At 66.8% G+C, this 22,135-nt stretch carries 21 protein-coding genes, 1 tRNA gene and 1 other RNA gene; 16 read left to right on the top strand and 7 right to left on the bottom strand.

What is annotated here, in order from left to right:
* Positions 1-10: 10 nt before the first annotated feature.
* From RDU83_07720 to lepB, 4 genes are all read left to right on the top strand, one after another.
* Positions 11-1,459, top strand: coding sequence for a HAMP domain-containing sensor histidine kinase (locus RDU83_07720; GenBank protein MDQ7840900.1), 1,449 nt, complete (start codon positions 11-13; stop codon positions 1,457-1,459).
* Positions 1,456-2,142, top strand: a complete 687-nt coding sequence (locus tag RDU83_07715; GenBank protein ID MDQ7840899.1) for a response regulator transcription factor — start codon at positions 1,456-1,458, stop codon at positions 2,140-2,142. The genes RDU83_07720 and RDU83_07715 overlap by 4 nt, the downstream gene beginning before the upstream one ends.
* A gap of 45 nt (positions 2,143-2,187) precedes the next feature.
* Positions 2,188-2,282, top strand: a tRNA-Ser gene (locus RDU83_07710).
* A 58-nt stretch (positions 2,283-2,340) separates the two neighbouring features.
* Positions 2,341-2,907, top strand: a complete 567-nt coding sequence (gene lepB, locus RDU83_07705; GenBank protein ID MDQ7840898.1) for a signal peptidase I — start codon at positions 2,341-2,343, stop codon at positions 2,905-2,907.
* A gap of 47 nt (positions 2,908-2,954) precedes the next feature.
* Here lepB and RDU83_07700 read toward each other — a convergent pair whose 3' ends face one another.
* The gene (locus tag RDU83_07700; protein MDQ7840897.1) at positions 2,955-4,679 is read right to left on the bottom strand and encodes a long-chain fatty acid--CoA ligase; all 1,725 of its coding nucleotides are present in this window, start codon (positions 4,677-4,679) and stop codon (positions 2,955-2,957) included.
* A 102-nt stretch (positions 4,680-4,781) separates the two neighbouring features.
* Between RDU83_07700 and ffs the strand changes: the two genes are divergently transcribed.
* Together ffs and RDU83_07690 are read left to right on the top strand one after the other, a co-directional pair.
* An RNA gene (ffs, locus tag RDU83_07695) (signal recognition particle sRNA large type) lies at positions 4,782-5,047 on the top strand.
* A 19-nt stretch (positions 5,048-5,066) separates the two neighbouring features.
* On the top strand, positions 5,067-5,510 hold the full coding sequence (locus RDU83_07690; GenBank protein ID MDQ7840896.1) for a DinB family protein: 444 nt from the start codon (positions 5,067-5,069) through the stop codon (positions 5,508-5,510).
* Here the strand turns inward: RDU83_07690 and RDU83_07685 are convergent.
* Positions 5,507-7,981 (bottom strand): AAA family ATPase, encoded by a 2,475-nt coding sequence (locus tag RDU83_07685; GenBank protein MDQ7840895.1) that lies wholly within the window; start codon positions 7,979-7,981, stop codon positions 5,507-5,509. The two genes, RDU83_07690 and RDU83_07685, sit on opposite strands and share 4 nt — an antisense overlap.
* A gap of 136 nt (positions 7,982-8,117) precedes the next feature.
* Between RDU83_07685 and RDU83_07680 the strand changes: the two genes are divergently transcribed.
* From RDU83_07680 to RDU83_07660, 5 genes are read left to right on the top strand one after another with little or no spacing between them, the layout of a single operon-like run.
* Positions 8,118-8,405: a GYD domain-containing protein gene (locus tag RDU83_07680; GenBank protein ID MDQ7840894.1), complete on the top strand. Its 288-nt coding sequence runs from the start codon at positions 8,118-8,120 to the stop codon at positions 8,403-8,405.
* Positions 8,405-9,283, top strand: coding sequence for a PfkB family carbohydrate kinase (locus tag RDU83_07675; protein ID MDQ7840893.1), 879 nt, complete (start codon positions 8,405-8,407; stop codon positions 9,281-9,283). Before RDU83_07680 ends, RDU83_07675 begins: the two co-directional genes overlap by 1 nt.
* 32 nt (positions 9,284-9,315) lie before the next feature.
* The gene (locus tag RDU83_07670) at positions 9,316-10,305 is read left to right on the top strand and encodes an ABC transporter substrate-binding protein (GenBank protein ID MDQ7840892.1); all 990 of its coding nucleotides are present in this window, start codon (positions 9,316-9,318) and stop codon (positions 10,303-10,305) included.
* A gap of 13 nt (positions 10,306-10,318) precedes the next feature.
* A complete protein-coding gene (locus RDU83_07665; protein MDQ7840891.1) occupies positions 10,319-11,140 on the top strand; it encodes an ABC transporter permease in 822 nt (273 codons plus the stop codon).
* 53 nt (positions 11,141-11,193) lie between these two features.
* On the top strand, positions 11,194-11,946 hold the full coding sequence (locus RDU83_07660) for an ABC transporter ATP-binding protein (GenBank protein MDQ7840890.1): 753 nt from the start codon (positions 11,194-11,196) through the stop codon (positions 11,944-11,946).
* 28 nt (positions 11,947-11,974) lie between these two features.
* On the opposite strand, the gene RDU83_07655 is transcribed toward RDU83_07660, so the two are convergent.
* Positions 11,975-13,279, bottom strand: a complete 1,305-nt coding sequence (locus RDU83_07655; protein MDQ7840889.1) for an aspartate aminotransferase family protein — start codon at positions 13,277-13,279, stop codon at positions 11,975-11,977.
* A gap of 133 nt (positions 13,280-13,412) precedes the next feature.
* On the opposite strand from RDU83_07655, the gene RDU83_07650 reads away from it, so the two are divergent.
* From RDU83_07650 to RDU83_07635, 4 genes are all read left to right on the top strand, one after another.
* Complete coding sequence (locus RDU83_07650; protein MDQ7840888.1) at positions 13,413-13,766, top strand: hypothetical protein; 354 nt, start codon at positions 13,413-13,415, stop codon at positions 13,764-13,766.
* A gap of 62 nt (positions 13,767-13,828) precedes the next feature.
* The gene (locus RDU83_07645; protein MDQ7840887.1) at positions 13,829-14,998 is read left to right on the top strand and encodes an MFS transporter; all 1,170 of its coding nucleotides are present in this window, start codon (positions 13,829-13,831) and stop codon (positions 14,996-14,998) included.
* On the top strand, positions 14,988-16,760 hold the full coding sequence (locus tag RDU83_07640) for an adenine deaminase C-terminal domain-containing protein (protein ID MDQ7840886.1): 1,773 nt from the start codon (positions 14,988-14,990) through the stop codon (positions 16,758-16,760). Before RDU83_07645 ends, RDU83_07640 begins: the two co-directional genes overlap by 11 nt.
* Positions 16,757-17,491 carry a nucleoside phosphorylase gene (locus RDU83_07635; GenBank protein ID MDQ7840885.1) on the top strand — a complete coding sequence of 245 codons (735 nt, stop codon included), beginning with the start codon at positions 16,757-16,759 and terminating at the stop codon, positions 17,489-17,491. The genes RDU83_07640 and RDU83_07635 overlap by 4 nt, the downstream gene beginning before the upstream one ends.
* A gap of 61 nt (positions 17,492-17,552) precedes the next feature.
* Here the strand turns inward: RDU83_07635 and RDU83_07630 are convergent, their stop codons facing one another.
* Positions 17,553-18,287, bottom strand: coding sequence for a fumarylacetoacetate hydrolase family protein (locus RDU83_07630; protein MDQ7840884.1), 735 nt, complete (start codon positions 18,285-18,287; stop codon positions 17,553-17,555).
* A gap of 138 nt (positions 18,288-18,425) precedes the next feature.
* On the opposite strand from RDU83_07630, the gene RDU83_07625 reads away from it, so the two are divergent.
* Complete coding sequence (locus RDU83_07625) at positions 18,426-19,310, top strand: LLM class F420-dependent oxidoreductase (protein MDQ7840883.1); 885 nt, start codon at positions 18,426-18,428, stop codon at positions 19,308-19,310.
* Here RDU83_07625 and RDU83_07620 read toward each other — a convergent pair.
* The 3 genes from RDU83_07620 to RDU83_07610 form a co-directional block, all read right to left on the bottom strand.
* Complete coding sequence (locus tag RDU83_07620) at positions 19,307-19,546, bottom strand: DUF2283 domain-containing protein (GenBank protein ID MDQ7840882.1); 240 nt, start codon at positions 19,544-19,546, stop codon at positions 19,307-19,309. The two genes, RDU83_07625 and RDU83_07620, sit on opposite strands and share 4 nt — an antisense overlap.
* Positions 19,547-20,112: 566 nt before the next feature.
* The gene (locus RDU83_07615) at positions 20,113-21,141 is read right to left on the bottom strand and encodes an ABC transporter ATP-binding protein (GenBank protein ID MDQ7840881.1); all 1,029 of its coding nucleotides are present in this window, start codon (positions 21,139-21,141) and stop codon (positions 20,113-20,115) included.
* Positions 21,108-22,091: an ABC transporter ATP-binding protein gene (locus RDU83_07610; GenBank protein MDQ7840880.1), complete on the bottom strand. Its 984-nt coding sequence runs from the start codon at positions 22,089-22,091 to the stop codon at positions 21,108-21,110. The genes RDU83_07615 and RDU83_07610 overlap by 34 nt, the downstream gene beginning before the upstream one ends.
* Between the last annotated feature and the right edge of the window lie 44 nt (positions 22,092-22,135).

Below are 22,135 nucleotides of genomic sequence, written 5' to 3'. Positions count from 1 at the left end.
TACTGGGGGCGTGACCAGGCTCAGCCTCGGTGGCAAGTTCGTCCTGGCGTTCGTGGGACTGTCGGTGCTCTTCGCCGCCACGTTCGGAACGCTGGCCGCCTATCGGCTGCAAAGGGCCCTGCTGGAGCAGGTGCGACTCCGGGCGAAGGGCGTCGCCGAGGAACTGGCTCGCGACGCCTCCCGGTTTCTTCCCACGCCCGAGGGCCTTTCGGAGGCGCCCACCTCCAGCCGGCTCACACGACGGCTCGTGGCAGGAACGGTCCTCTACGCGCAGATCATCCGGGACGGCGAGGTGCGCTTCACCGACGGCCGCTACGCGCTGGCGGTCCCTGCCGGCCCGCTGACGCGGCCGTTCGCCGTGGAGGAGCGCAGGACCCGGGGCGGCACCGCGTACCTAGATATCTTCAGGGCGGTCCCCGACTACCCGCTCGACCGGCAGACCTACGTGCGCATTGGGTTTCCCCTTGCAGACGTACACGCCCGCATCCGGGCGGAGACCGAGCGGATTCTCCTGGCCAGCCTGCTGATGGCCGGCGGCGGCGTGGCGGCCGCGTTCGCCCTGCGGCGCGCGATCCTTGGGCCGCTGGCCCGCATGAACACGGTGATACGCCTGATCCGCCGGGGCGACTACTCCGCGCGCGTGGAGACTGGGGGCGGGGACGAGCTGGAACTGTTGGCCGACGAGTTCAACACCATGGCCTCCGCGATCGAGGCGCGTGACCAGGAGCTGGCACGCGTCAACGAAGCACTCCGGAAGGCCAACCAGATCAAGGACGAGTTCACCGCGGCGATGAGCCACGAGTTGAAGACCCCGCTGCACGCGGTGCGTGCCTATGCGCAACTGCTGCTGGAGGAGATAGACGGTCCGATCACCCAGGCGCAGCGCAGGGACCTGGAGGCGCTGCTGGCCGCCGGCGACCACCTCCTGCACCTGATCGAGGGCATCCTGCGCTACTCGGCGCTGGAGGCGGGCGGGATCCAGCCCCAAGCCGGCCGCGTAGACGCGGCGGTGGTCATCGAGCAGGCATGTCAGAACGTCGCACACCTCGCGCGCCAGAAGGGCCTGACGGTGGAAGTCGCCGGCACGGCGACCGTGCTGGCAGACGAAACCATGCTCCGGCAGATTCTCATCAACCTGCTGCACAATGCCATGAAGTACACCGAGCAGGGGAAGATAACGGTAACGGCCGCGAACCGTGACGGGCTGGCCGTCTTCGAGGTGACCGACACCGGAACCGGCATCCCAAAGGGACACGAGCACGAGGTCTTCGAACCGTTCCAGCGGGCGGGGCACCCGGCGCGTCGCGAGATTGACGGCATCGGCCTGGGACTGGCGGTGGTGAAGCGCTACGTCGAGCTCCACGGAGGGCGGGTCTGGTTCGAGCGCGCATCCGGAGGCGGCACGCGGTTCACCTTCACCCTGCCGGCCTTCACCATGCCGGCAGGAGATGGGGCATGAGAATCCTGGTCGTTGAGGACGATGCTCGATCCAGGGACCTCCTGGTTCGGTACCTGCGCGCCAAGGGCCACGATGTGGCGTCTGCCGGGGACGGCGCCCGGGCGCTGGAGGCCGCCGGCGCAGGAAATCCGGACCTGGTGCTGCTCGACGTCAACCTGCCGGTGATGGACGGCTGGGGGGTGCTGGAGGCGCTGCGGAAGTTCAGCCAGGCGCCGGTGATCATGGTGACCGTGCTCGACAGCGCCAGGGACAAGATCGCCGGGCTGGAGTCAGGCGCCGACGATTACATCACCAAGCCATTTGATCTGCGCGAGCTGGATGCGCGCATCCAGGCGGTGATGCGCCGCTGCCGGGCGTCTGCCCCGAGGGTGATCCGGACCGCCGAGGTGACCCTGGACGACGAACGCAAGGAGGTAACGGTCCGGGGCCTTCCGGTGGCTCTCTCGCCCAAGGAGTATGAGCTGCTGCGCCTGCTGGCGTCCCGGCCGGGCAGGGTGTTCCCCACCGAGGAGATCCTGGCTGCGATCTGGCCGGACCGCGATGCCGCGGCAGCAGAGGACGTCAAGAAATACGTCCACATGCTGCGCGCCAAGATCGAGCGAGACCCTGCTGAGCCGGCGATCATCGTGACCGCTCGGGGGTTTGGGTACCGCTTCGCACCCCCCGTGGAGGGGGAGCACTAGGCCGGTGTCACGCGCGGCGAAACCGGGTATACTGGATTGGGCTCCGGAGGGGTGCGAGAGTGGTTGAATCGGCACGCCTGGAGAGCGTGTAGGCGGGCTACAAACCTGCCTCGTGGGTTCAAATCCCACCCCCTCCGCCACATCATCGTGCACACCGGATGACCTGGTAACGCAACGCAGGGCATTAGGGTATTGAGGATGCTCACACGGCTCCGAGAATGGTTTGGCCGGCTCCCCGTAGACTGGCGCCGCGCGGGCCGAGGTGCGCTCGACTTCGCCAAAACGCTTGTGGTCGCGTTTGTGCTGGCCCAACTGGTAATGGTCGGCGTGGCGCAGGCCTTCCAGGTCGAGCAGTACTCAATGGAACCCACCCTGCTGCCGCACGACCGGGTGCTGGTCAACAAACTCATATACCGGATCCGCGAACCCCAGCGGGGCGACGTGATCGTGCTGCGCTATCCCCGCGACCCAGGCCGCAACTACATCAAACGGGTCGTCGCAGTCCCGGGCGACACGGTAGAGATCAAGAGCGGCCACCTGCACGTCAACGGCACCGCGGTCGAGGAGATGTACGTGAACGGCGCCCCGTCGGGTGATCACGGGCCGGAGACCGTGCCTGCGGGCTCGTTCTTCGTCCTGGGGGACAACCGCAACAACAGCGAGGACAGCAGGGCCTTCGGCTTCCTCAGCCGAGCACAGGTGGTCGGGCAGGCGTCGCTGATCTACTGGCCGCCGCAGCGGGTCCGGATGCTGCGGAACAGGTAACCGCAGCACAGGCGGCGCGCGTACCAGGGGCCGGGTGGCCCCTTACGCTACTCTTCCTCCGGCAACTCGTCCCTGAGCTGCTCCCGCTCCCGGATTTCCCTTCGCAGTGCCTTGCCGAGCAGCGTCTTGGGGATCTCGCTCACGATCTCAAACCGCCGCGGCACCTTGTAGGCCGACAGGCGCTGCGCGCAGAAGTCGCGCAGCTCGCGCGCCAGCGCCCGCGCGTCCCCCGCCTCCTTCGGCACGATGTGGGCGACCAGCATCTCGCCGCGGAGGCGGTGCCGGATCCCGGCCACGGCCACGTCCCTCACCCTCGGGTGCTCGTAGAGCACCTCCTCGATCTCGCGCGGGAAGACCTTGAGGCCGCCGATGTTCACCATGTCCTTCTTGCGGTCCTCTATGTAGAAGTAGCCATCGTCGTCCATGCGGGCGATGTCGCCGGTGTACAGCCAGCCGTTCCGGATCGTGTGGTCGGTCTCCCCGGGGTTGTTCCAGTAGCCCTTCATTACCTGCGGGCCGCGGATGACCATCTCGCCGATCTCGCCCGGACGGAGATCGCGGGTCCCGGTTTCGGCGTCAACGATCTTCGCGTCGGTGGAGGGAATCGGAATCCCAATGGAGCCCTCCTTGCGCGTGCCGTAAAGAGGGTTTCCGTGGGTGAGCGGAGAGGCCTCGGACATCCCAAACCCCTCCACCAGCCGCCCGCCGGTCAACTCCTCGAAGCGGCGCTGCACCTCCACGGGCAGCGACGCGGCTCCAGAGACGCAAGCGCGTATGGACTTCAGGTTGTACTTCTCGACGCCGCGTAGCTGGTTGATCGCCAGGTACATCGCCGGCACGCCGGGGAAGATCGTGGGACGGTATTTCGGCACCGCCTCCACCACGGTCTTCACCTCGAACATGCGCATCAGCAGCATGATGTTGACCGCACCGATGGCCACGCTCAGGTTCATGCAGATCGTCAGGCCGTAGACGTGGAAGAACGGGACAACCGACAGTAGGCGCTCGTCGCCCTCCCTCAGGTCGGTCAGCCACGAGCGCGCCTGGAGGCAGTTGCAGACCACGTTGCGGTGGGTCAGCGTGGCGGCCTTGGGTATGCCGGTGGTCCCTCCGGTGTACTGAAGGACGGCCGCGTCATCAGGGCTGATGACCGGCCTCTGCTCAAGACGCTGGGCGCGAAGCGCCTCCCGGAACGGCACGATGCCGGACCCCTCTGGCATTACGTCGCCTTCCTTCTTCGCCTTGAGCAGCCCATAGAGCAGCCGCCATTTCCCAGGGAAGAAGTCGTGGACGTTCGTCACGAACACGGTCTGCAGGTCGGTGTGCGGCCGGACCTCGTGCAGGTCCTTGTAGAGCCGAGAGATCGCCACGGCGAACCGTGCCCCGGAGTCCTTGAGGACAAAGGCGAGGTCGCGGCCCTTGTAGAGGGGGTTGACCTGGACCAGGATCCCGCCGGCCTTCCAGATGCCGTAGGCGGCAACCACGTACTGCGGGTTGTTGGGCAGCATGATCGCCACCCGGTCGCCGCGGTGGAAACCGCGTTCGATCAAGGCCTTGGCAAACCGATCGGAGAGGTCGTCCAGTTGTCGGTAGGTGATGCGGTTGTCAAACTTGGGGCCGGCCTGGATCAGGGCCGGGTTGTTCGGGTACTTGCGTGCGCTTTGATCGAGGAAGCCATAGATGGGTTGCGACGGGAAATCCAGCGTGCGCGGTACTCCCGGCTCATAGTGCCTGAACCAGGGCCGGTCTCCCTGGGTCACTGGGATCGCCACGACCAGCCTCCAGCAAGGGGGTGTAACAGTATTAATTCTGTGGTGGTCCGCGTGAATCCTGCCCCGCGCCCGTGCTCCACCTGTATGGTATGATGCGGTTGGCCGTGCTAGGTGGGGAGCTAGCGGTTCCCTGTACCCGCAATCCGCTACAGCGGGGCTGAACTCCCGCCCAGAGGCGCCATCTCGTGGGGCCAGGCCCGCGCGCGCAGCAAGGAAGGCCGGGTCCTGTGCAACGGGAACTGACCAACCCCGCCAGGCCCGGAAGGGAGCAACGGTACGTCAGCCGCCCCGTGTGCCGCAGGGACACCTGGCCGGAGCCGGCGGCGCGGACACCGCCCGGGGGATGGTCGTCGAAGGCGGGTGCACGGCCATTAAGGAGGGCGTGTGATGGGCGACCGGCAGTGGCTCCTCGATTTGTGGCAGAGGGCCTGGACGGAGGGCCTGTATCACGCGGCATGGGGGAAGGCGCTGGACGGACTCACGGCGCAGCAGGCGTCCTGGAAACCCGCGCCGCAGCGGCACTCCGTCTGGCAGGTCCTCCACCACATTCTCTTCTGGCGCGAGTACGCGCTGCGCGCAATAGCCGGGGATATGCCGGACAAGTCCGAGGTCAAGCGCCGCAACTGGGAGGAGCCGGCCGAGACCAGCGACGATGCCTGGCAGACCGCGTGTAGCCGGTTTGCGGACTCTCACCGGCAGGTCTCGGAAGCCATCGGCACGTCCGATGAGAAGGAACTGGAACGGCTCGCGCCCTACATCGCGCACGACAGCTATCACGTGGGGCAGATAATGACCCTGCGCGGCCTGCTGGACCTACCGCCGATCGACTAGCCTGCCTCCTGCTGATCGCCGCCCGGACTGCCCGGGACGGCGTCGGGTGCCGCCTCCTTGTCCGCGCCGTCCTCGCGGGTTCTCCCCTCGTCGCGCGCCGCGCGGTGGGGCGCAAACCGGCGCAGCAGATCCGCCATCTCGTCCAGGCGCCGGGCCACCAGGAAGTTGAGCGTGCCCTCGGGGTAGCTCCCCTGTTCGTCGGCCTGGCCCGCGGGCAGCCCGGTCAATACCTCGATGCCCTCGTCAATCGAGCGCACGGCCCAGATGCCGAACCGGCCCTCCCGAATCGCCCCGGTCACCTCGTCGTTCAGCATCAGGTTGCGCAGGTTCTGGTGGGGGATCAGCACGCCCTGCCGGCCGGTCAGCCCCAGCGCCTTGCACGCGTAGTAGAAGCCTTCGATCTTCTCGTTGACGCCGCCGATCGGCTGGATCTCGCCTTTCTGGTTCACTGAGCCGGTAACGGCAATCCCCTGGTCTATCGGCGCCCCGGCCAGGTCGCTGAGCAGCGCGTACAGCTCGGTGGAGGATGCGGAGTCCCCCTCGACCTCCTCATAGGTCTGCTCGAAAGTGATCGAGGCATTGAGCGAGAGCGGCCGCCGCCGGGCGAACTTACCACCAAGGTAGGCCGACAGCGTCAGCACGCCCTTGCTGTGAATGCGGCCTGACATCTGGGCCTCGCGTTCGATGTTTACTACTCCCCGGCCGCCGACAAAAGTGCGAGCGGTCACCCGCGACGGCCTCCCAAAGGCGTAGTCACCCAGCATCAGGACCGACAGCCCGTTCACCTGACCCACCGCGGATCCCTCCGCGCTCATGAGGATCTGCCCGTTGCGAATCAGATCGCGGATGCGCTCCTCGATCCGGTTGCTGCGCCGGATGCGCTCCTCGATCGCGCGCACGACGTGAGGCGCCGAAACCACCGTGGACCCCTCGGTCTTCGCCCACGTCGCGGCCTCATAGATCACATCCACCATTTCGTTGAAACGCATCGAAAGCCGATGCTGGTCGTCGGCGATGCGCGCGCTCTGCTCGAGCGTGCGGGCCACGGCGCCACGGTCAAAGGGCAGCAGCCCCTGCCCGCGGCAGATCGTCCCGATCGCCTGCGCGTACTCGACCATCGCGGTCTTGGTGCGCTCTATGTCCACGTCGAAGTCGGCCTTGATCTTGAACAGCTTGGGGAAATCGTCGTCGAGCTGGTACAGGAGATGGTGGATCATGGAGGCGCCGATGACGATCACCTTGACGTTCAGCGGAATCGGTTCAGGGCGCAGCGTCGCGGCGGCGAACATCCCGTACTGCTCGGCGACGTTCTCAATGCGTACCTCGCGGCTCTTCAGCATGCGCTTCAGGCCGTCCCACGAGAACGGCGCCACCAACAGGTCCCGCGCCTGGACGATCAGGTATCCTCCGTTGGCTCGGTGAATGGCGCCGGGCTTTATCATGGTGAAGTCCGTGACCATGGCGCCGAACTCGCCGCGATACTCCGCCTTCCCGAACAGGTTGTAGTAGGTGGGGTTCAGCTCGAGCACCACCGGCGCGCCCCGGGTCTGGCTGTTGTCAATCAATAGATTTACCTGGTAGCGCGTGAACTCGGCCCGCCGGGTCATAAACGGGAACTGCGGCTGTTGGGCCGCCTCGTCCTTGAAGTCGTCGTGGCGCTCGACGACGTCGGCCAGGAAGCGATCCAGCCACCCGAGGATCCGCTCGTGGCCGGCGTTTTGCTGCTTGAGTGTTTCCACTGCATGGCTGGCCACAGAGAGGACCGCGGAGCGCTCCAGCTCCTGCACCGCCTCCTTCGCTTCCCGCTCGATGCCGCGCACCTTGCGGGTGGCGTCGCCCACGCTCTCCTGCAGCGCACGCGCCCGACGCTCGAGCTCCTGACGGTGGGTTGCGGTGAGTTGGGCCAGTTGCTCGTCTGCCAGCGGCTCTCCGGACGGCGCGATCGGGATCGTCACTATCCCCACAGGCGTGCGCTGGAGCGCGAAGCCCAGGCGCCGCGCCTCCGCCTCCAGGTCGCGCCAGAGCGCGTTCGCCTGCTGCTCGAAGGCCTGAACGACCCCGCTGCGCTTGGCCTCAAACGTCTCGCTGGCGAACAGCTTACGTATCGAATCCTTGAGTTCGTCCACCAGGCGTTCGATCTCGCGGCGGAACCGGGACCCTTCACCTGGAGGAAGCGAGATCGCCATGGGTTGGTCGGGCTGCTGGAAGTTGTGCACGTAGATCCAGTCGGACGGCACGTCCTTGGTGGCTGCAACCTGCTGCACCCGACTCTGGGTATAGGTGGTCCGTCCGGTTCCCACGGGTCCGGACACGAAGATATTGTAGCCGGGCTGGGAGACGGTCAGACCGAAATCGAGCGCCCGGACGGCACGGTCCTGCCCGACGATGCTCTCCCCGGCAGGGAGGTCGGCGGTGGTCTCAAATGGCAGGTCCTCTGGCCGGCACGTCCAGCGGACCTGGTCCGCGGGCACCCTGCATCTGGCGCGGAGATCGCTGTTGTGAGTATCGTCTGAGGTAGGCATGTGGGGAACATTCGGGGGGTAAACAGCCCACTCCTATCGAATCGTGGTGGGCGTAGGGTATCCGAAACACCAGGAGGGGTGACGCATGGGTGCCTATCTGATGCTCAGCAACCTGACCGACGAGGGCGCGGAGACGATCAAGAAGAACCCGGCCCGGATCAAGGAGGTCAACAAGGAGGTCGAATCCTGGGGGGCCAAGATCCTGGCGCAGTATGCCGTCCTGGGCCCGTTCGACTTCGTCACGATCCTGGAAGCGCCCAGCTCGGAGGTTGTGGCACGGGTCTCGATCGAGTTGGGCGCGCGGGGCAGCGTGAAGATCATGACGCTGCCGATGATCCCGATTGACACATTCATCGCCTCGATGAAGCCCTAGTGATTGACGTCGCGCTTGTTGGGCACTTCGCCAAGGATAGGTTGATCTTCCGTGGGATCACGGAGATTGCGTCCGGGGGCGGGGTCTACTATGGCTCAATGGCGCTGCGCCGGCTCGGATTCGGCGTCGCGGTCGTCACCCGCCTCCACCCGGACGATTTCGGCCTACTGGAGGAGCTGCGCGGCGAGGGGATAAGCGTCCACGCGTCAGCGGCTCCGGAGACCACCGGCATCGAGAACGTCTATCCGGGCAATGAGATGGACAGGCGAATCTGCCGGCCGCTGGCGTTCGCCGGTCCCTTCCCCTCCGGGGAAATCCCTCGCTTGGACGCACGCGTCACGATCATCACTCCCCTGATGGCCGGTGAGGTCACCGGTGATCTCGTGAGCGAGCTGGTGGCGCGCGGGCCGGTTGGACTCGACGTGCAGGGGTTCGTGCGGGTCCGGCAGGGCGACGCGCTGGTCACGGTGGACTGGCCCGGCAAGGCGTCCGACCTTGCCGGCGTCGCGTTCCTGAAGGCCGACGACGCCGAGGCCGAGGTGCTCACCGGCCAGACCGATCTCCGGAAGGCGGCGGAAGCCCTCTCCGCGCTGGGGCCGCGGGAGATTGTGCTGACGCACGCGGGCGGTATCCTCGTGCGCGCGGAAGGAATGTTCGTCGAGGCCGCGTTCACACCCCGGATCGTGCGCGGCCGCACCGGCCGGGGCGACACCTGCTTTGCCACGTACGTGGCTTCGCGGCTGGACTCGGCACCGGAGGAAGCGTGCCGGCTTGCCGCCGCGGTCACCTCGCTGAAGATGGAACACCCCGGACCCTACCGGGGGTCGCGGAAAGAGGCAGAGGGCATGCTGGCAGGGAGTCCACCGGATTGGCTCTAAGCAGACAAGGCATCATACTCGGAGGTGGCGTGATGAGAGGTCGCTGGGTTGCTCTGGTCCTCGCCATGTTCCTGGTAGCGGGCGCGTTCGTCCTGCCCGCACCCCTTCCTGCCCAGACCCCGCTCAAGATTGGCTATCCGGTCTGGGTGGGCTACGGTCCGCTCTTCCTAGCCGAGAAGAAGGGCTTCCTCAAGGAGATGGGCACCTCGGTCGAGTTTGTGCTGATGGAGGACACCAAGCCCCGGTACGTGGCGCTGGCCGCCAAGCGCATTGACGGGCTCATGACCACGATTGACACGGTGGTGCAGCGCGTCAAGCCCGACTTCCAGATGGCCGCCATTCTCGCGATGGACGACTCCAAGGGCGGCGACGGTATCGTCGCACGCAAGGAGATCGCCTCGGTCCGGGACCTCAAGGGCAAGAAGGTGGCGTTCAGCGAGGGTTCGGTCAGCCACTTCTTCCTGGCCTTCCTCCTCAAGCAGGCCGGTCTCTCGCTCAAAGACATCACCGTGGTCAACATGACCGCCGGGGATGCCGGCGCTGCGTTCGTGGCCGGCAAGGTGGACGCCGCGGTCACCTGGGAGCCCTGGCTGACCAAGGGCAAGCAGGCGCCGCACGGCAAGATCCTGGTGGACTCCTCGGCCACGCCCAATCTGATAGTGGACGTCCTGGTCTTCCGCAAGGACGTGATCAAGGCCCGGCCCAAGGACATGGCCAACCTGGTCAAGGCCTGGCACCGCGCCGTGGACTACTGGAAGCAGAACCCGGACGAGAGCAACAAGATCATGGCCGAGGCCGTCGGCGGATGGCTGAAGGATCCCAAGATCTTCGCGGAGACGCTGACCGGCATCCGTTACTACGATCTGGCCGCCTCCCAGGAGTTCTTCGGCACGAAGGACAAGCCCGGGATCGGCTACAAGACCGCGCAGTTCGCCGTTGACCTGTGGACCGGTCTGGGCAAGGCCGGGATGAAGGGGATCAAGGCGACAGACATCCTGGATCCGTCGTTCGTCGGGAAGTGAGACGCTCCAGGCGGTGAAACGCGACCGACCCGGGCTGCTGGCCCGGCTAAGCGAGATCCTGCGGCCGCACGAGCCGATCTCCCGCAGCGCGTACCTGGCAGGGGTGGGCGCGTCGGCCGCAGGGATTTTCTCGCTGTGGGCCATCCTGACTTACGGCGGCTTCGTCACCCCGCTGTTCCTGCCGTCGCCGTCTGACATCGTGCGGGCCGCGGCCGCGCTTATCGCCGACGGCAGCCTGGCCGAGCATGCCTGGGCCAGCGTCAGCGTAATCGTCACGGGATGGGTGCTGGCGGTGCTGCTGGCGGTGCCGCTCGGCATCCTGATGGGCACGCTCAAGTTCGTCGAAGCCTTGTTGGAACCCATCGTGAACTTCGTACGCTACCTGCCGGTAAGCGCGATGATCCCGCTGCTGATCCTCTACGTCGGGATCGGCACCCCGCAGAAGGTGGCGGTGATCTTCATCGGCACCTTCTTCCAGTTGATCCTGCTGATAGCGGACGTGTCCGCGGGCGTGCCCAAGGACCTGCTCGACAGCGCCTACACGTTGGGCGCCGGCCGCGGCGACGTCTTCGGACGCGTGCTCCTACCCGCCACCCTGCCGGGGGTGATGGACAACCTCCGCATCACGATGGGGTGGGCCTGGACCTACTTGATCGTCGCCGAACTGGTGGCGGCCAACCGCGGGCTGGGGTACATGATCCTGGACGCCGGCCGCGGGCTGTTCACCGACCGGATCTTCGTCGGGTTGTTCACCATCGGCCTGCTGGGCTTCGTCTTCGATTTGACCTTCAAACGCCTTCACAGGTTGCTGCTGCCTTGGTCACCGAAGATCTGAAGCTCGCCATCCGCGGCCTAAGCGTGGTCTTCACGCGCCGGAGGGGCGGCACAGTGACGGCCATTGAAGACCTCAGCCTGGGCGTCCGCGACGAGGAGTTCGTCTCGATCGTCGGACCCTCCGGCTGCGGCAAGTCAACCCTGCTGCGCATCGTGGCCGGCCTGATCCGGCCAACTTCGGGCGAGGTGCTGCTCGATGACCGCCCGGTGGAGGGCCCGGGCGCCGACCGCGGCATGGTGTTCCAGTCCTACACGCTCTTTCCCTGGCTGACGGTGCAGGGCAACGTGGAGTTCGGTCTGCGGTTGCGCGGCACGTCTGCGGAGAAGCGGCAGGAGATAGTGCGCCGTTACCTGGACCTGGTGGGCCTGCGGGGCACTGAGCCGGCCTACCCCAAGGAACTCTCGGGCGGCATGCAGCAGCGGGTGGCCATCGCGCGCGCGATGGCCAACGAGCCGGCAATTCTACTGATGGACGAGCCCTTCGGCGCGCTGGATGCTCAGACGCGCTCGGTGATGCAGGAGTTGCTGCTGCGGGTCTGGGAGCAGACGCATAAGACGGTGCTGTTCGTGACCCACGACATAGACGAGGCGATACTGCTCTCCGATCGGATCTACGTGATGACCTCTCGCCCAGGCCGGATCAAGACCGAGGTGGCGGTTGCGCTTCCCAGGCCGCGCGAGGTGAGCGTGATGGACACGCCGGAGTTCATCGCGCTGCGCCAGCGGGTGCACGGCCTGATCCGGGAAGAGACGCTGCGGGTGCTGGACCAGGAGCGCCCCGCGGTCGGCGGCTCCGCGGGCGGCTAGAGCGCCCTGCCGGCGCATCGTCGGGCGGCTAGAGCGCGGCGACCACCTCTGACAGAATGCTCAGGCCCTCGTCCAGTTCCGCGCGGTTCACCGTCAGCGGCGGTGTGATCCGCAGCACGTGGCCGGACTGCCCGGCCGGATAGAGGAGCAGGCCGCGCCGCAGGCATCCCTCCAGGACGGTGCGCACGGCATTCCCGTTGGGCGCCCCATCCGCAGCCGGGTCTACGAACTCCAGGCCGATCATCAGTCCCCTTCCCCGAACGTCCCCGATGAACGGCGACATCCGGGCAAGCTCGCCGAGCCGGGCCATCGCCTCCTCGCCGCGCGCGCGGGCGTTGTCAAGAACGCCCTCTTCCCGGAAGACCTCCAGGGTAGCGATCGCCGCTGCGCAGGAGACCGGGTTGCCGCCGAAGGTCGTTCCGTGCGAGCCGGGACCCCATCGCTGCATCAGGGCCGGACTGGCGGCCACCGCGCTCAGGGGAAAGCCGGAGGCGATGCTCTTGGACAGGGCCAGGATGTCCGGCGTGACACCGAACGTTTCGGACGCGAACATCGCGCCGGTGCGGCCGAACCCTGTCTGGATCTCGTCGAAGATCAGCAGGATCCCGTGCCGGCTGCAGAGGTCCCGGAGGCCGGGCAGGAAATCCGGCGGCGGCACCACGAAGCCGCCCTCTCCCTGGATCGGCTCAACGATCACCGCCGCGACCTCGCATGGGTCCACCACATACTTGAACAGCCGGTCCAGACTGGCGAGGGGATCGCCGCAACAGCCGGGCCCGACCCTGTGCTGGCAGCGAAAACAGTACGGGAACGGCACGTGGTAGATCGATGGAAGCAGCGGCTCGTAGTGCTTGCGGTACTTGGAGTTGGACGCGGTGACCGAGGTCGATCCAAACGATCGGCCGTGGAACCCGCCGATGAAGCCCACGATGGCCGGGCGGCCGGTGACATATCGCGCCAGCTTCAGGGCGCCTTCCACGGCCTCGGTGCCGCTGCTGCCCCAGAAGAAGGCGTTGAGATCGCCCGGCGTGATCCGGCCCAGATCCTCGCTCAAGCGCAGGATCGGATCATACACCACCAGGCCGATCGCGCCGTGGATGAGCCGGTCCATCTGGGCCTTGGCCGCGGCGACCACGCGGGGATGGCGGTGGCCCAGATTGCACGCGGCAAATCCAGCCACGAAGTCGAGGTAGCGCCGGCCGTCCAGACCAAACAGAAAGGCTCCTTCGCCGCCGACTACCGGCAGGTTGGGCCAGTCCTCGGAGAGGTTGGCCGCCAGGAGGTCGCGCATGCGGGTGACGCGGTCCGCGAAAGCGGCGTGCTCGTCGGGCATCGTTCACCTCAGTAGTGTGACCCTTTCCACATTACCCGTCGGCGGAGGTAGTTCCTGCGGCCGACTACTGAACCCCTGCCGCGTTTGTGCTAACCTCTACGCAGGCAGGGCGTACGCGCAGGGGGCGAAAGCGATGTTCAAGCAGGCCGGTTGGCTGCTGCTGGCGGCGGTTGCGGTTGGGGTGAGCGGCGCGACCACCGTTTCTCAGACCGTTCCGCAGATGCCGCAGCCCGTCCAACCATCCCTGGAGATGCGCGAGTTCATCCCCCTGCCCGGTCCTGACAGCCGGCGTCCGCAGCCCCAGCAGGGAGAGTGCGAGCCCCTGATCCTGTTCTACCACGAGGGCCGGCTCTACCAGTTGCGGCCCGGTCCAAAGGACGGTGGGGGCCGCCCGGGTGCACCGCCGGAGTTCTATCAGATGAATCCGTATCAGGGCCCGCCGCCCTCTTCGCCCAACCCTAGATCTTCGCCCAACCCTCGCTCATAGCGGAACCTGGAATCGTGGCCGGCGTAGCTTCCATCCGCGTGAGCAAGGAAGCGGCAGTCATAATGCCGCTTCTGCTCATACTCGTTGGATTCGAGATAGGCGTTTCCGTTTTCGGCCCGCTCCTGCCGCAGCTGCAGCGGGAGTTCCAGGTTTCCGCCGGCAGCGTGGCAATGGCGCTGTCGGTGTATCACGGGGTCCGGCTGCTGGTGAACGTACCGATGGGCCGGCTCGTGGCCCGCTCCTCCCTGCCCGGGATGCTGGCCACAGGTGGCGCGATCCTGGCCGCAGGAGGGGTCGCCGTGGCCGTGGCGCCTTCGTTCGCCGTCGTGCTCGTTGGGCGGGCGATCATGGGCGTGGGGTCCGCGCTGTTCTTCATCACGATCCAGTTTTGGATCTCCAAGGTCGCCACGCTCGACAACAAGGCGCGGTTGTTTAGCTACCACCAGATTGCAGCCCTTACGGGCACAGCCCTGGGCCCGGCGCTCGGCGGCGTGGTGGCCGGCTGGTTATCGTGGCGGTATTCGCTGGTCCTCGCCGTGATCGCTGGGATCATGGCGCTGGGGGCAGGCCGCCGGCTGGCAGATCCTACGGCCAATCGTCCTGTCACGCAGGTGCAGACCGATCCCTCTGACGGAGCCAAGTTGGAGATCCGGAGCATCCTCGGCCCCGGCATCATAATGATGGCGCTGTTCTTCTTCTACGGCGGTGTTATCGCGACGTTGATCCCGCTGTTCTCCGCCCGGGAGATCCATCTTGGGCCGGCGGCGATCGGCACCATTTTGATGATCGGCACGATCCAACGGTTCGGCGCGGCGCTGGCCAGCGGCCGTTTGGCCGGCCTGTTTGGCACGCGGCGTGTGATCCTGACCGGCCTCACGGTGCTGGGGGTCTCGGTACTGAGTTTCCTGGGCGTCGGCTCACCGCTGGGAGTGGTACTCGCGGTCTCCCTGGTCTCGTGGGCCAACCTGGGAGGCAGTCTGGTGATCGCGCTTGTCACCGACGTCGTGCCCGAGAGACACTGGGGCGTGGCCCTGGGGATCAACCGGACAATGGCGGATGTCGGCGCGATGGTGGCACCGTTGCTCATCGGGTTTGTGATAGACCAGCGCGGATTCGGCGCCGCCTTCATCGTCGCGGCGGCCGTCCTGCTGGCGGCAACGGGACTTGCTGCCATGCTTACCGTAACGCATCCGGCCGACGCCACAGGAGCCGGAGGACGTGATGCGCCCTGAGATCACCGCACATCAGATCGCCGCGGCAGCGGCAGCCGGCCGGCGGCCGTTCGATCTGCTCGTAACCAACGTGCGCGTGGTCAACGTGTTCACCACAGAGGTGCTTCCCGGGCACATCGGCATCGCCGGCGGCCTGTTCAGCCGCATCTTCGCACCCGACGACCCGCTGCCGCCGGCGCACCAAATCGTCGAAGGCCGCGGCCGCTTCGCGGTGCCCGCTCTGGTGGATTGCCACCTGCACTTCGAGAGCACGATGGTGCTTCCGCCGGCCTTCGCGGAGGCGGTGGTGCCGCTGGGCGTGGTTACCGTGACGCCGGACCCGCACGAGATCGCGAACGTGATGGGCCTGGAGGGCATACGCCTGCTGATCGAGCAGAGCCGCAACCTGCCGCTGGACGTGTTCATGCAGGTTCCGTCCTGCGTCCCGGCGACCGGGCTGGAGACCTCCGGCGCAAACATCGGCCCCGGGGAGGTCGCGACGGCACTGGGATGGGAAGGCGTGATCGCGCTGGGCGAAGTGATGGATTACCCCGCGGTGATCGCCGGCGACGCCCGAATGACGGCAATCTTGGAAGAGGCGCTGGATGCAGGAACCGTCATCGAGGGCCACGCGCCGAATCTAACCGGCGCGGACCTGGCTGCGTTCGTGGCTTCGGGAATCAACTCCGACCACACCTTCGTGACACCGGCGCTCGCGCTGGAACGGCTGCGCGCCGGCGTAACGCTGCAGCTTCAGGAGAAGTCGCTGGCACCGGAGACGCTGGCCGCCTCCCAGGGCGCGGCGCGTGCCCTCAACCTGTGCCTGGTTACCGACGACGTCCTTCCCGACGACCTGCTGGCACGCGGGCACCTGGACCTGGTGCTGCGCGAGGCGATCCGAATGGGACTGGATCCGGTAGAGGGCATCCGCGCGGTCACGCTGGCGCCGGCGCGGAGAATGCGGCTATACGATCGCGGTGCGATCGCGCCCGGGCTGATCGCGCACCTGGTGCTCGTCAGCAACCTGGAGGAGTTTCGGGCGGACGCGGTCTTCTCCCGGGGCGTGCTCGTAGCCGAAGAGGGGCGCCTGCGACCCGGAGCCATCACGGTGCGGCCCGCGCCCGCTGCCGGCCTGGGGACGGTGCGCATCCCGGCGCCCGGGGTCGAACGCTTCCTTGTGGATGCGCCCGCGGGCCTGGCCGGACGCAGCGCGGCGCGCGTCCGGGTGATGGAGATGAACGCCACGACCACCTACACTCGGGCCGCGGAGGCTACGCTGCCCCTGGTGGACGGTCGCCTGGACTGGGAATCAAGCGGCCTCTGTCTGGCAGCGGTGTTCGAGCGCCACGGCCGCGCCGGGGGCGCCGGCTACGGGCTGGTGCGCGGTGCGCTGCGCGATGGAGCGATCGCGACCACCTGGGCGCACGACAGCCACAACCTGCTGGTAGTCGGGCGCAGCGCCGCCGAGATGGCCACGGCCGCCGGCTGGGTGGTCGAGCATGGTGGCGGCATGGCCGCGGTGCGCGGCAGCAAGGTGCTGGCGGGTGTCCCGCTGCCGGTGGCCGGAATCGTCTCCGATCAGCCGGCCCGGGTGGTCGGAGAGCAGGTGGCGGCGTTCCGGTCGGCGCTGGCAGCTCTGGGGTTCGCGCACCGCTCGCCGATCATGACCCTGGCCGTCCTGACGCTAGCGGTCAGCCCTGCGCTGAAACTAACCGATCGCGGGCTGGTGGACGTGGTCCGCGGTCGCCTCGTGGATCTGTTTATCCCGGAGGATGAACCATGAGCGACGAACTTCCCCAGCGCCACCTGAAGGTCACCACCGGTGCCGTGGCACGCACGGTCCTCATCCCGGGGGATCCGGCCCGGGCCGAGCGCATCGCCGCGCACCTCGAAGGAGCCCGCGAGGTGATACGCAACCGCGAGTACCTGGGGTTCACCGGCACCGCGGGCGGCGTACCGATCTCGGTCTGTTCCACCGGCATCGGTGGGCCGTCCGCCTCGATCGCGGTCGAGGAGCTTTGCAATCTCGGCGCGGACACGTTCATACGGGTGGGTTCTGCTGGCGGTCGGCAGCCCGAGATCGAGGTCGGGAACCTTGCCATCGTCACCGCCGCCCACCGCGACGAAGGCACCGCGCTGGCCTACCTTCCGCTGGGATTCCCGGCGGTCGCCGATCTGTCCGTGACGCAGGCGCTGATTGACGCGGCCCGCAGCCTGGGCCACCGGCCGTTCGTGGGCGTGGCGACTTCGCGCGACGCGTTCTACCGCAAGGACCCCTCGCTCACCGAACTGCTAACGGCGCAGGGCCACATCGTCGCCGCCGAGCAGGAGTGCGCAACGGTTTTCATAGTGGCGCAGGTCCGCCACGCGCGGGCGGGCGCGGTGTTGGCGATCGACTCCAACATCCTGCGGGAGAAGCTGCCGCCGGAAGAGGCCGCGCAAAGATTCCGGGCGGCCGAGGCGGCCTCAATCGAGGTGGCGATCGCGGCGGCCAGGAGGTTATCCGCGGGCTGATGTCGCGTTGACCCGCTGGGCCGCCCCTACCTGCCGGGCCGCCCAAACCCGCTGGGCCGCCCTACTCCTCGGCCGCGACGCGGTTTGTCAGAACCCCTATGCCCTCGATCTCTATCGAGACCTCATCGCCGGGCTGTAGCTGTCCAACCCCGGCCGGGGTTCCGGTAGCAATGATGTCCCCGGGCTCGAGCGTCATGATGCGTGACGCCATCGCCGCGAGCGCGTAGACGTCAAAGGCCAGGTGCCGGGTCGAGGAGTCCTGCTTCACAATCCCGTTGACGCGCGTCATCAGGCGCAGATCCGAAGGATCAACGTGCGTGGCTACCACCGGCCCATATGGCGCAAACGTGTCGAAGCACTTGGCCCGAACCCACTGCGTCTCCACCTTCTGGATGTCCCGGGCGGTAACGTCGTTGAAGATAGAGTAGCCCAAGATGACGGACCGGGCGTCCTCGACCGGGACGTTGCGGCAGCGCCGGCCGATCACCGCAGCCAGCTCGCACTCGAACTCGAGCTGCTTGGTCTCAGGTGGATAGACGATGATCTCGCCGTGCGCCAGCAGCGCGCTGGGCGGCTTCAGGAAGAACAACGGCTCCCTGGGCAGCTCCCGGCCCAACTCCTTGGCGTGGTCACGGTAGTTGAACCCGACGCAGATGATCTTGCTAGGCGCGGTGGGCGTGGAGAATCGGGCGTCGGCAACCGCCATCCGGCGGCCGGACTGCGTCGTGACCACCGAGTCTTCGACCTTCGCCTCTTCGATGGTATCTCCGTTGAACACTCGTACTAGAAATGACATTGCGCTGCCTCCTGATAGCCTGACATGTTCCTAACGTTGTTCGACACCTCTCTTGGGCTTCCCCGCGACGACACACCGATCGCCGTTGCTATACTGGGAGGGCTCCAACCCTACGGTCCTTGAAGGGAGGATCTCCAGATGCGCCTCGGTGTGGTCTTTCCTCAAACCGAAATAGGCACAGACCCCGTCGTGATCCGCGACTTCGCGCAGGCCGCAGAGACGCTCGGCTTCCACCACCTTGTGGCCTACGATCACGTGCTGAGCGCGAGCACCGCGAACCGCCCTGGATGGCTGGGGTACGACATGGACGATCCGTTCCACGAACTGTTCGTCCTCTTCGGCTACCTGGCCGGCTGTACGAAGCGGATAGAACTCGCGACCGGGGTCATCATCCTGCCCCAGCGCCAGACCGCGCTCGTTGCAAAACAGGCGGCAGAGGTGGACGTGCTCTCCGGGGGCCGCCTGCGGCTTGGAGTGGGCCTTGGATGGAACTCCGTTGAGTACGAGGCGCTCGGAGAGGACTTCCAAAACCGTGGGGCCAGGATCACCGAGCAGGTCAAAGTGCTGCGCGCCCTATGGACGCAGGAGATCGTGACCTTCCGCGGACGGTGGCACACGATCGTCGAGGCAGGGCTCAATCCCCTCCCGGTGCAGCGGCCTATCCCCGTCTGGATGGGAGGCGCGGCGGACGCGGTACTCAGGCGCGCCGCGCGGATTGCAGACGGCTGGTTGTTCGGCGGCGGACTGCCGAACCCTTACACCCGCGGCCCTTCCAGAAAGCCGGCCGAACTCATCGAGCGCCTTCGCCTGCACCTCCACGAGGCAGGACGCGACCCTGCGTCGTTTGGCATCGAAGCGCGGATCGCCGTCGGCAAGGACGGCCCGGACGAGTGGCATCGGCTCGCCGAGGAGTGGCGGGAGATGGGCGCCACTCACCTCAGCGTCTCCACGATGGGCGCGGGGCTGGGGACGCCCGACGACCACATCGAGGCGATCCGGCAATTCAGGGATGCGGTCGGCTAGCGTCCCGCTACCAGCCTCAGGTCCGCAGCCACAGGAAGATCGAAGGCATCGCCTTGCCGGAGTCGGACTGAGAAGAAAAGGATCTCCAGGTTCTCGACCTCGCCGGTCGCCGGGTTGATTCGGGCGACGACTCCTTCGCCCAGCTCTTCAGACTCCTGTTCCGGGTAGGGGGGCCGCTTGCTGATGTGAAGGATGTCGGCGTCCCGGTCATAATGGAGCGTCAACTTCGCGTCCATGCGACAATCCCTCCGGTGATTCTCCGGGCCAGATACGCTGTGACCACCCAATGGTGCCCCGGGACTCCCTGCTTGCTAACGACGACCACCACAACGTGCTTACCGCCTCGAAAACCAGTATACCAGCGCGAGAACAGCCGCGCGCTCGGGACACCGGTACTTAGGCGAACGAGATCGGGATCGGAGAGCGTCTGGGCGACTAGTGTACGGTGCTCCGGGACAAGGTCAGGATGTCTCTCAAGGATGTGCCGCTCTCGCTCTTCGGAGAGTCCCACATCCGCTGCGAAGTACGGACATGGAAACCGGAGCACGATGGACCCCCAGGATATGCCTCGTGAAGATCATCGGCATGGGCGCTGTGGCATTCAGTGACGGTACCGACCCAGGATTGCGCACCCATGCGGTCAGGCTCGAAGAGATCTCGAAGCACAGGCTCCAGTCAGGCTTTGTGGAGATCCCCCAACGCGGGTGCCGAGTTGGCCCAGAGACATATCGTTGCCTGATCTAGGCCGCAGTGCCTCGGATCACGACAGCTAAGGATGACAGCGTTCTCTCCATCACGGCCCTCATCGCGGCCCTGATGGCGCGCTTACCCTTATCTCCCCCGCGAAGTGACATGCCGCCACCTGCCCCCTCCCCGCGTCCTCCTGAGGCGGGAACTCGCGGTGGCAGATCTCCTGCGCGATCGGGCAGCGAGGGTGAAAGGGACAGCCCGGCGGCGGTGAGACCGGAGAGGGCACGTCGCCCGAGAGGATGATGCGCTCCCGCATCCTCGCAAGCCGCGGGTTAGGAACGGGGGTGGCCGACAGCAGCGCCTCTGTGTAGGGGTGCAAGGGCTTGCCGAACACCGCCTCGGTCGGGCCTTCTTCAACGATCCGCCCCAGGTACATCACCGCGACGCGCCGGGCCACAGAGCGCACCACCGCCAGATCGTGACTGATGAACAGGTATCCAACGCCCCGCTGCTGTTGGAGCCGCTGCATCAGTACAAGGATCTGTGCCCGTACCGAGAGATCGAGGGCGGAAACCGGCTCATCGGCGATGATCACTGTAGGATCGGCGGCGAGCGAGCGGGCCACATTGATCCTCTGGCGCTGGCCGCCCGAGAGCTGGTGTGGAAACCGCCCGAGGAACACCGCCGGAGGCTCCAGGCCGACCTCGACCAGCAACTGCGCCGCGGCGTCTCGGCGCGCTCCCGCAGCCACCCCATGCGCGGCCAGCGCCACTTCCAAGATCTGCGCCACGGTCTTGCGCGGGTTTAGCGAAGCCTGCGAGTCCTGAAATACCATCTGCACACCGCGACGGTACTCGCGCCAGGCCTGACCGGTCAGCGCGGACAGCGCCCGGCCGCGATAGCGCACCTCGCCTGCGGTCGGCGCCTCGAGTCCGGCCAGGATGCGGCCCGTCGTGGTCTTGCCCGATCCGGACTCTCCGACGAGCGCGAGAGTATCACCCTCGGCCACGCTCAGAGAGACACCCTCCACGGCACGCACCCAAGCGCGGGTGCCGGTGAATGTCCGGCCCCACGGGAACCGCTTGGTGAGATCACGGGCTTCCAGGATCACAACGCGCCCTGTCCCTGTTGAAGCCAGCATGCGGCGAGATGGTGCGGGCCGAGGCGGAAGGCCGGCGGGTCCTCGATCCGGCAGCGATCCATCACGGCCGGACAGCGGGGATGAAACCGGCACCCGCGCGGCAGGCAGGCCAGGTCGGGGACCGCACCCTCCATCACCCTAGTGATGGGCCTGGCCTCGTCAATACTGAGCGTGGCGGCCAGCAGGCCCTGGGTGTAGGGATGGCCCGGAGATGCGAACAGCGCTTCCGCCGGGGCAGACTCGACGATTCGGCCGGCGTACATGACGTGGACCGTCTCGCAGACCTCGGCCACGACCCCCAGATCGTGGGTGATCAGCAGCAGCGCCATTCCCATCTCCTGGCGGAGGCGCTGGAGCACATCGAGGATCTGCGCCTGAATCGTCACATCCACCGCGGTCGTTGGCTCATCGGCGATCAGCAGCGCAGGCCGGCAGACGATCGCCATGGCGATAACGGCGCGCTGGCGCATCCCTCCCGAAAGCTCGTGCGGAAATCGGCGGTAGGTCTCGCCCGGATCCGGCAGGCCCACCAGACCCAAGGCCTCGACCGCCTTCTGCCGCGCCTGCGCCCATCCGTGGCGCACCGCGTACGCTTCGGCCACCTGCTGCCCAATGGGCATCACCGGGTTGAGGTAGGTCGTTGGGTCCTGGAAGATCATCGCCACGTCCCCGCCACGCACCCGGCGCATCTCCTCATCGGTGAGGGACAGCAGGTCGCGCCCGGCAAGCTCGATCCGGCCGCGCACGACGCGGGCGGCATCCGTGGGGAACAGCCGGAGGATCGAGAATCCGGTCATCGTCTTGCCTGATCCGGACTCGCCAACCAGGCCCGCGGCGGAGCCCTGCGGAAGCGAGAGCGAGATGCCGTCAACCGCGCGCACCACGCCCCGCGTCGTCAGAATGTGGGTATGGAGGTCTTCAACCAGCAACAGGGGCTCGGTCCCGTTCATAGAAACCACCGCAGGAGACTGCCGCCGTCAGGCGGCAGAGGAAT

Source organism: bacterium, from assembly GCA_031082185.1.
Lineage (GTDB): Bacteria > Sysuimicrobiota > Sysuimicrobiia > Sysuimicrobiales > Humicultoraceae > VGFA01.
The sequence above is the reverse complement of the archived record's forward strand: the minus strand, read 5'-3'. Positions and strand labels throughout refer to the sequence as shown.

Bases quoted from the DNA above. Each gene is read 5' to 3' on its own strand.
- RDU83_07715 (MDQ7840899.1), top strand. From the start codon at position 1,456: ATGAGAATCCTGGTCGTTGAGGACGATGCTCGATCCAGGGACCTCCTG.
- lepB (MDQ7840898.1), top strand. From the start codon at position 2,341: ATGCTCACACGGCTCCGAGAATGGTTTGGCCGGCTCCCCGTAGACTGG.
- RDU83_07690 (MDQ7840896.1), top strand. From the start codon at position 5,067: ATGGGCGACCGGCAGTGGCTCCTCGATTTGTGGCAGAGGGCCTGGACG.
- RDU83_07680 (MDQ7840894.1), top strand. From the start codon at position 8,118: ATGGGTGCCTATCTGATGCTCAGCAACCTGACCGACGAGGGCGCGGAG.
- RDU83_07670 (MDQ7840892.1), top strand. From the start codon at position 9,316: ATGAGAGGTCGCTGGGTTGCTCTGGTCCTCGCCATGTTCCTGGTAGCG.
- RDU83_07655 (MDQ7840889.1), bottom strand. From the start codon at position 13,279: ATGCCCGACGAGCACGCCGCTTTCGCGGACCGCGTCACCCGCATGCGC.
- RDU83_07650 (MDQ7840888.1), top strand. From the start codon at position 13,413: ATGTTCAAGCAGGCCGGTTGGCTGCTGCTGGCGGCGGTTGCGGTTGGG.
- RDU83_07645 (MDQ7840887.1), top strand. From the start codon at position 13,829: ATGCCGCTTCTGCTCATACTCGTTGGATTCGAGATAGGCGTTTCCGTT.
- RDU83_07640 (MDQ7840886.1), top strand. From the start codon at position 14,988: ATGCGCCCTGAGATCACCGCACATCAGATCGCCGCGGCAGCGGCAGCC.
- RDU83_07635 (MDQ7840885.1), top strand. From the start codon at position 16,757: ATGAGCGACGAACTTCCCCAGCGCCACCTGAAGGTCACCACCGGTGCC.
- RDU83_07630 (MDQ7840884.1), bottom strand. From the start codon at position 18,287: ATGTCATTTCTAGTACGAGTGTTCAACGGAGATACCATCGAAGAGGCG.
- RDU83_07625 (MDQ7840883.1), top strand. From the start codon at position 18,426: ATGCGCCTCGGTGTGGTCTTTCCTCAAACCGAAATAGGCACAGACCCC.
- RDU83_07620 (MDQ7840882.1), bottom strand. From the start codon at position 19,546: ATGGACGCGAAGTTGACGCTCCATTATGACCGGGACGCCGACATCCTT.
- RDU83_07615 (MDQ7840881.1), bottom strand. From the start codon at position 21,141: ATGCTGGCTTCAACAGGGACAGGGCGCGTTGTGATCCTGGAAGCCCGT.
- RDU83_07610 (MDQ7840880.1), bottom strand. From the start codon at position 22,091: ATGAACGGGACCGAGCCCCTGTTGCTGGTTGAAGACCTCCATACCCAC.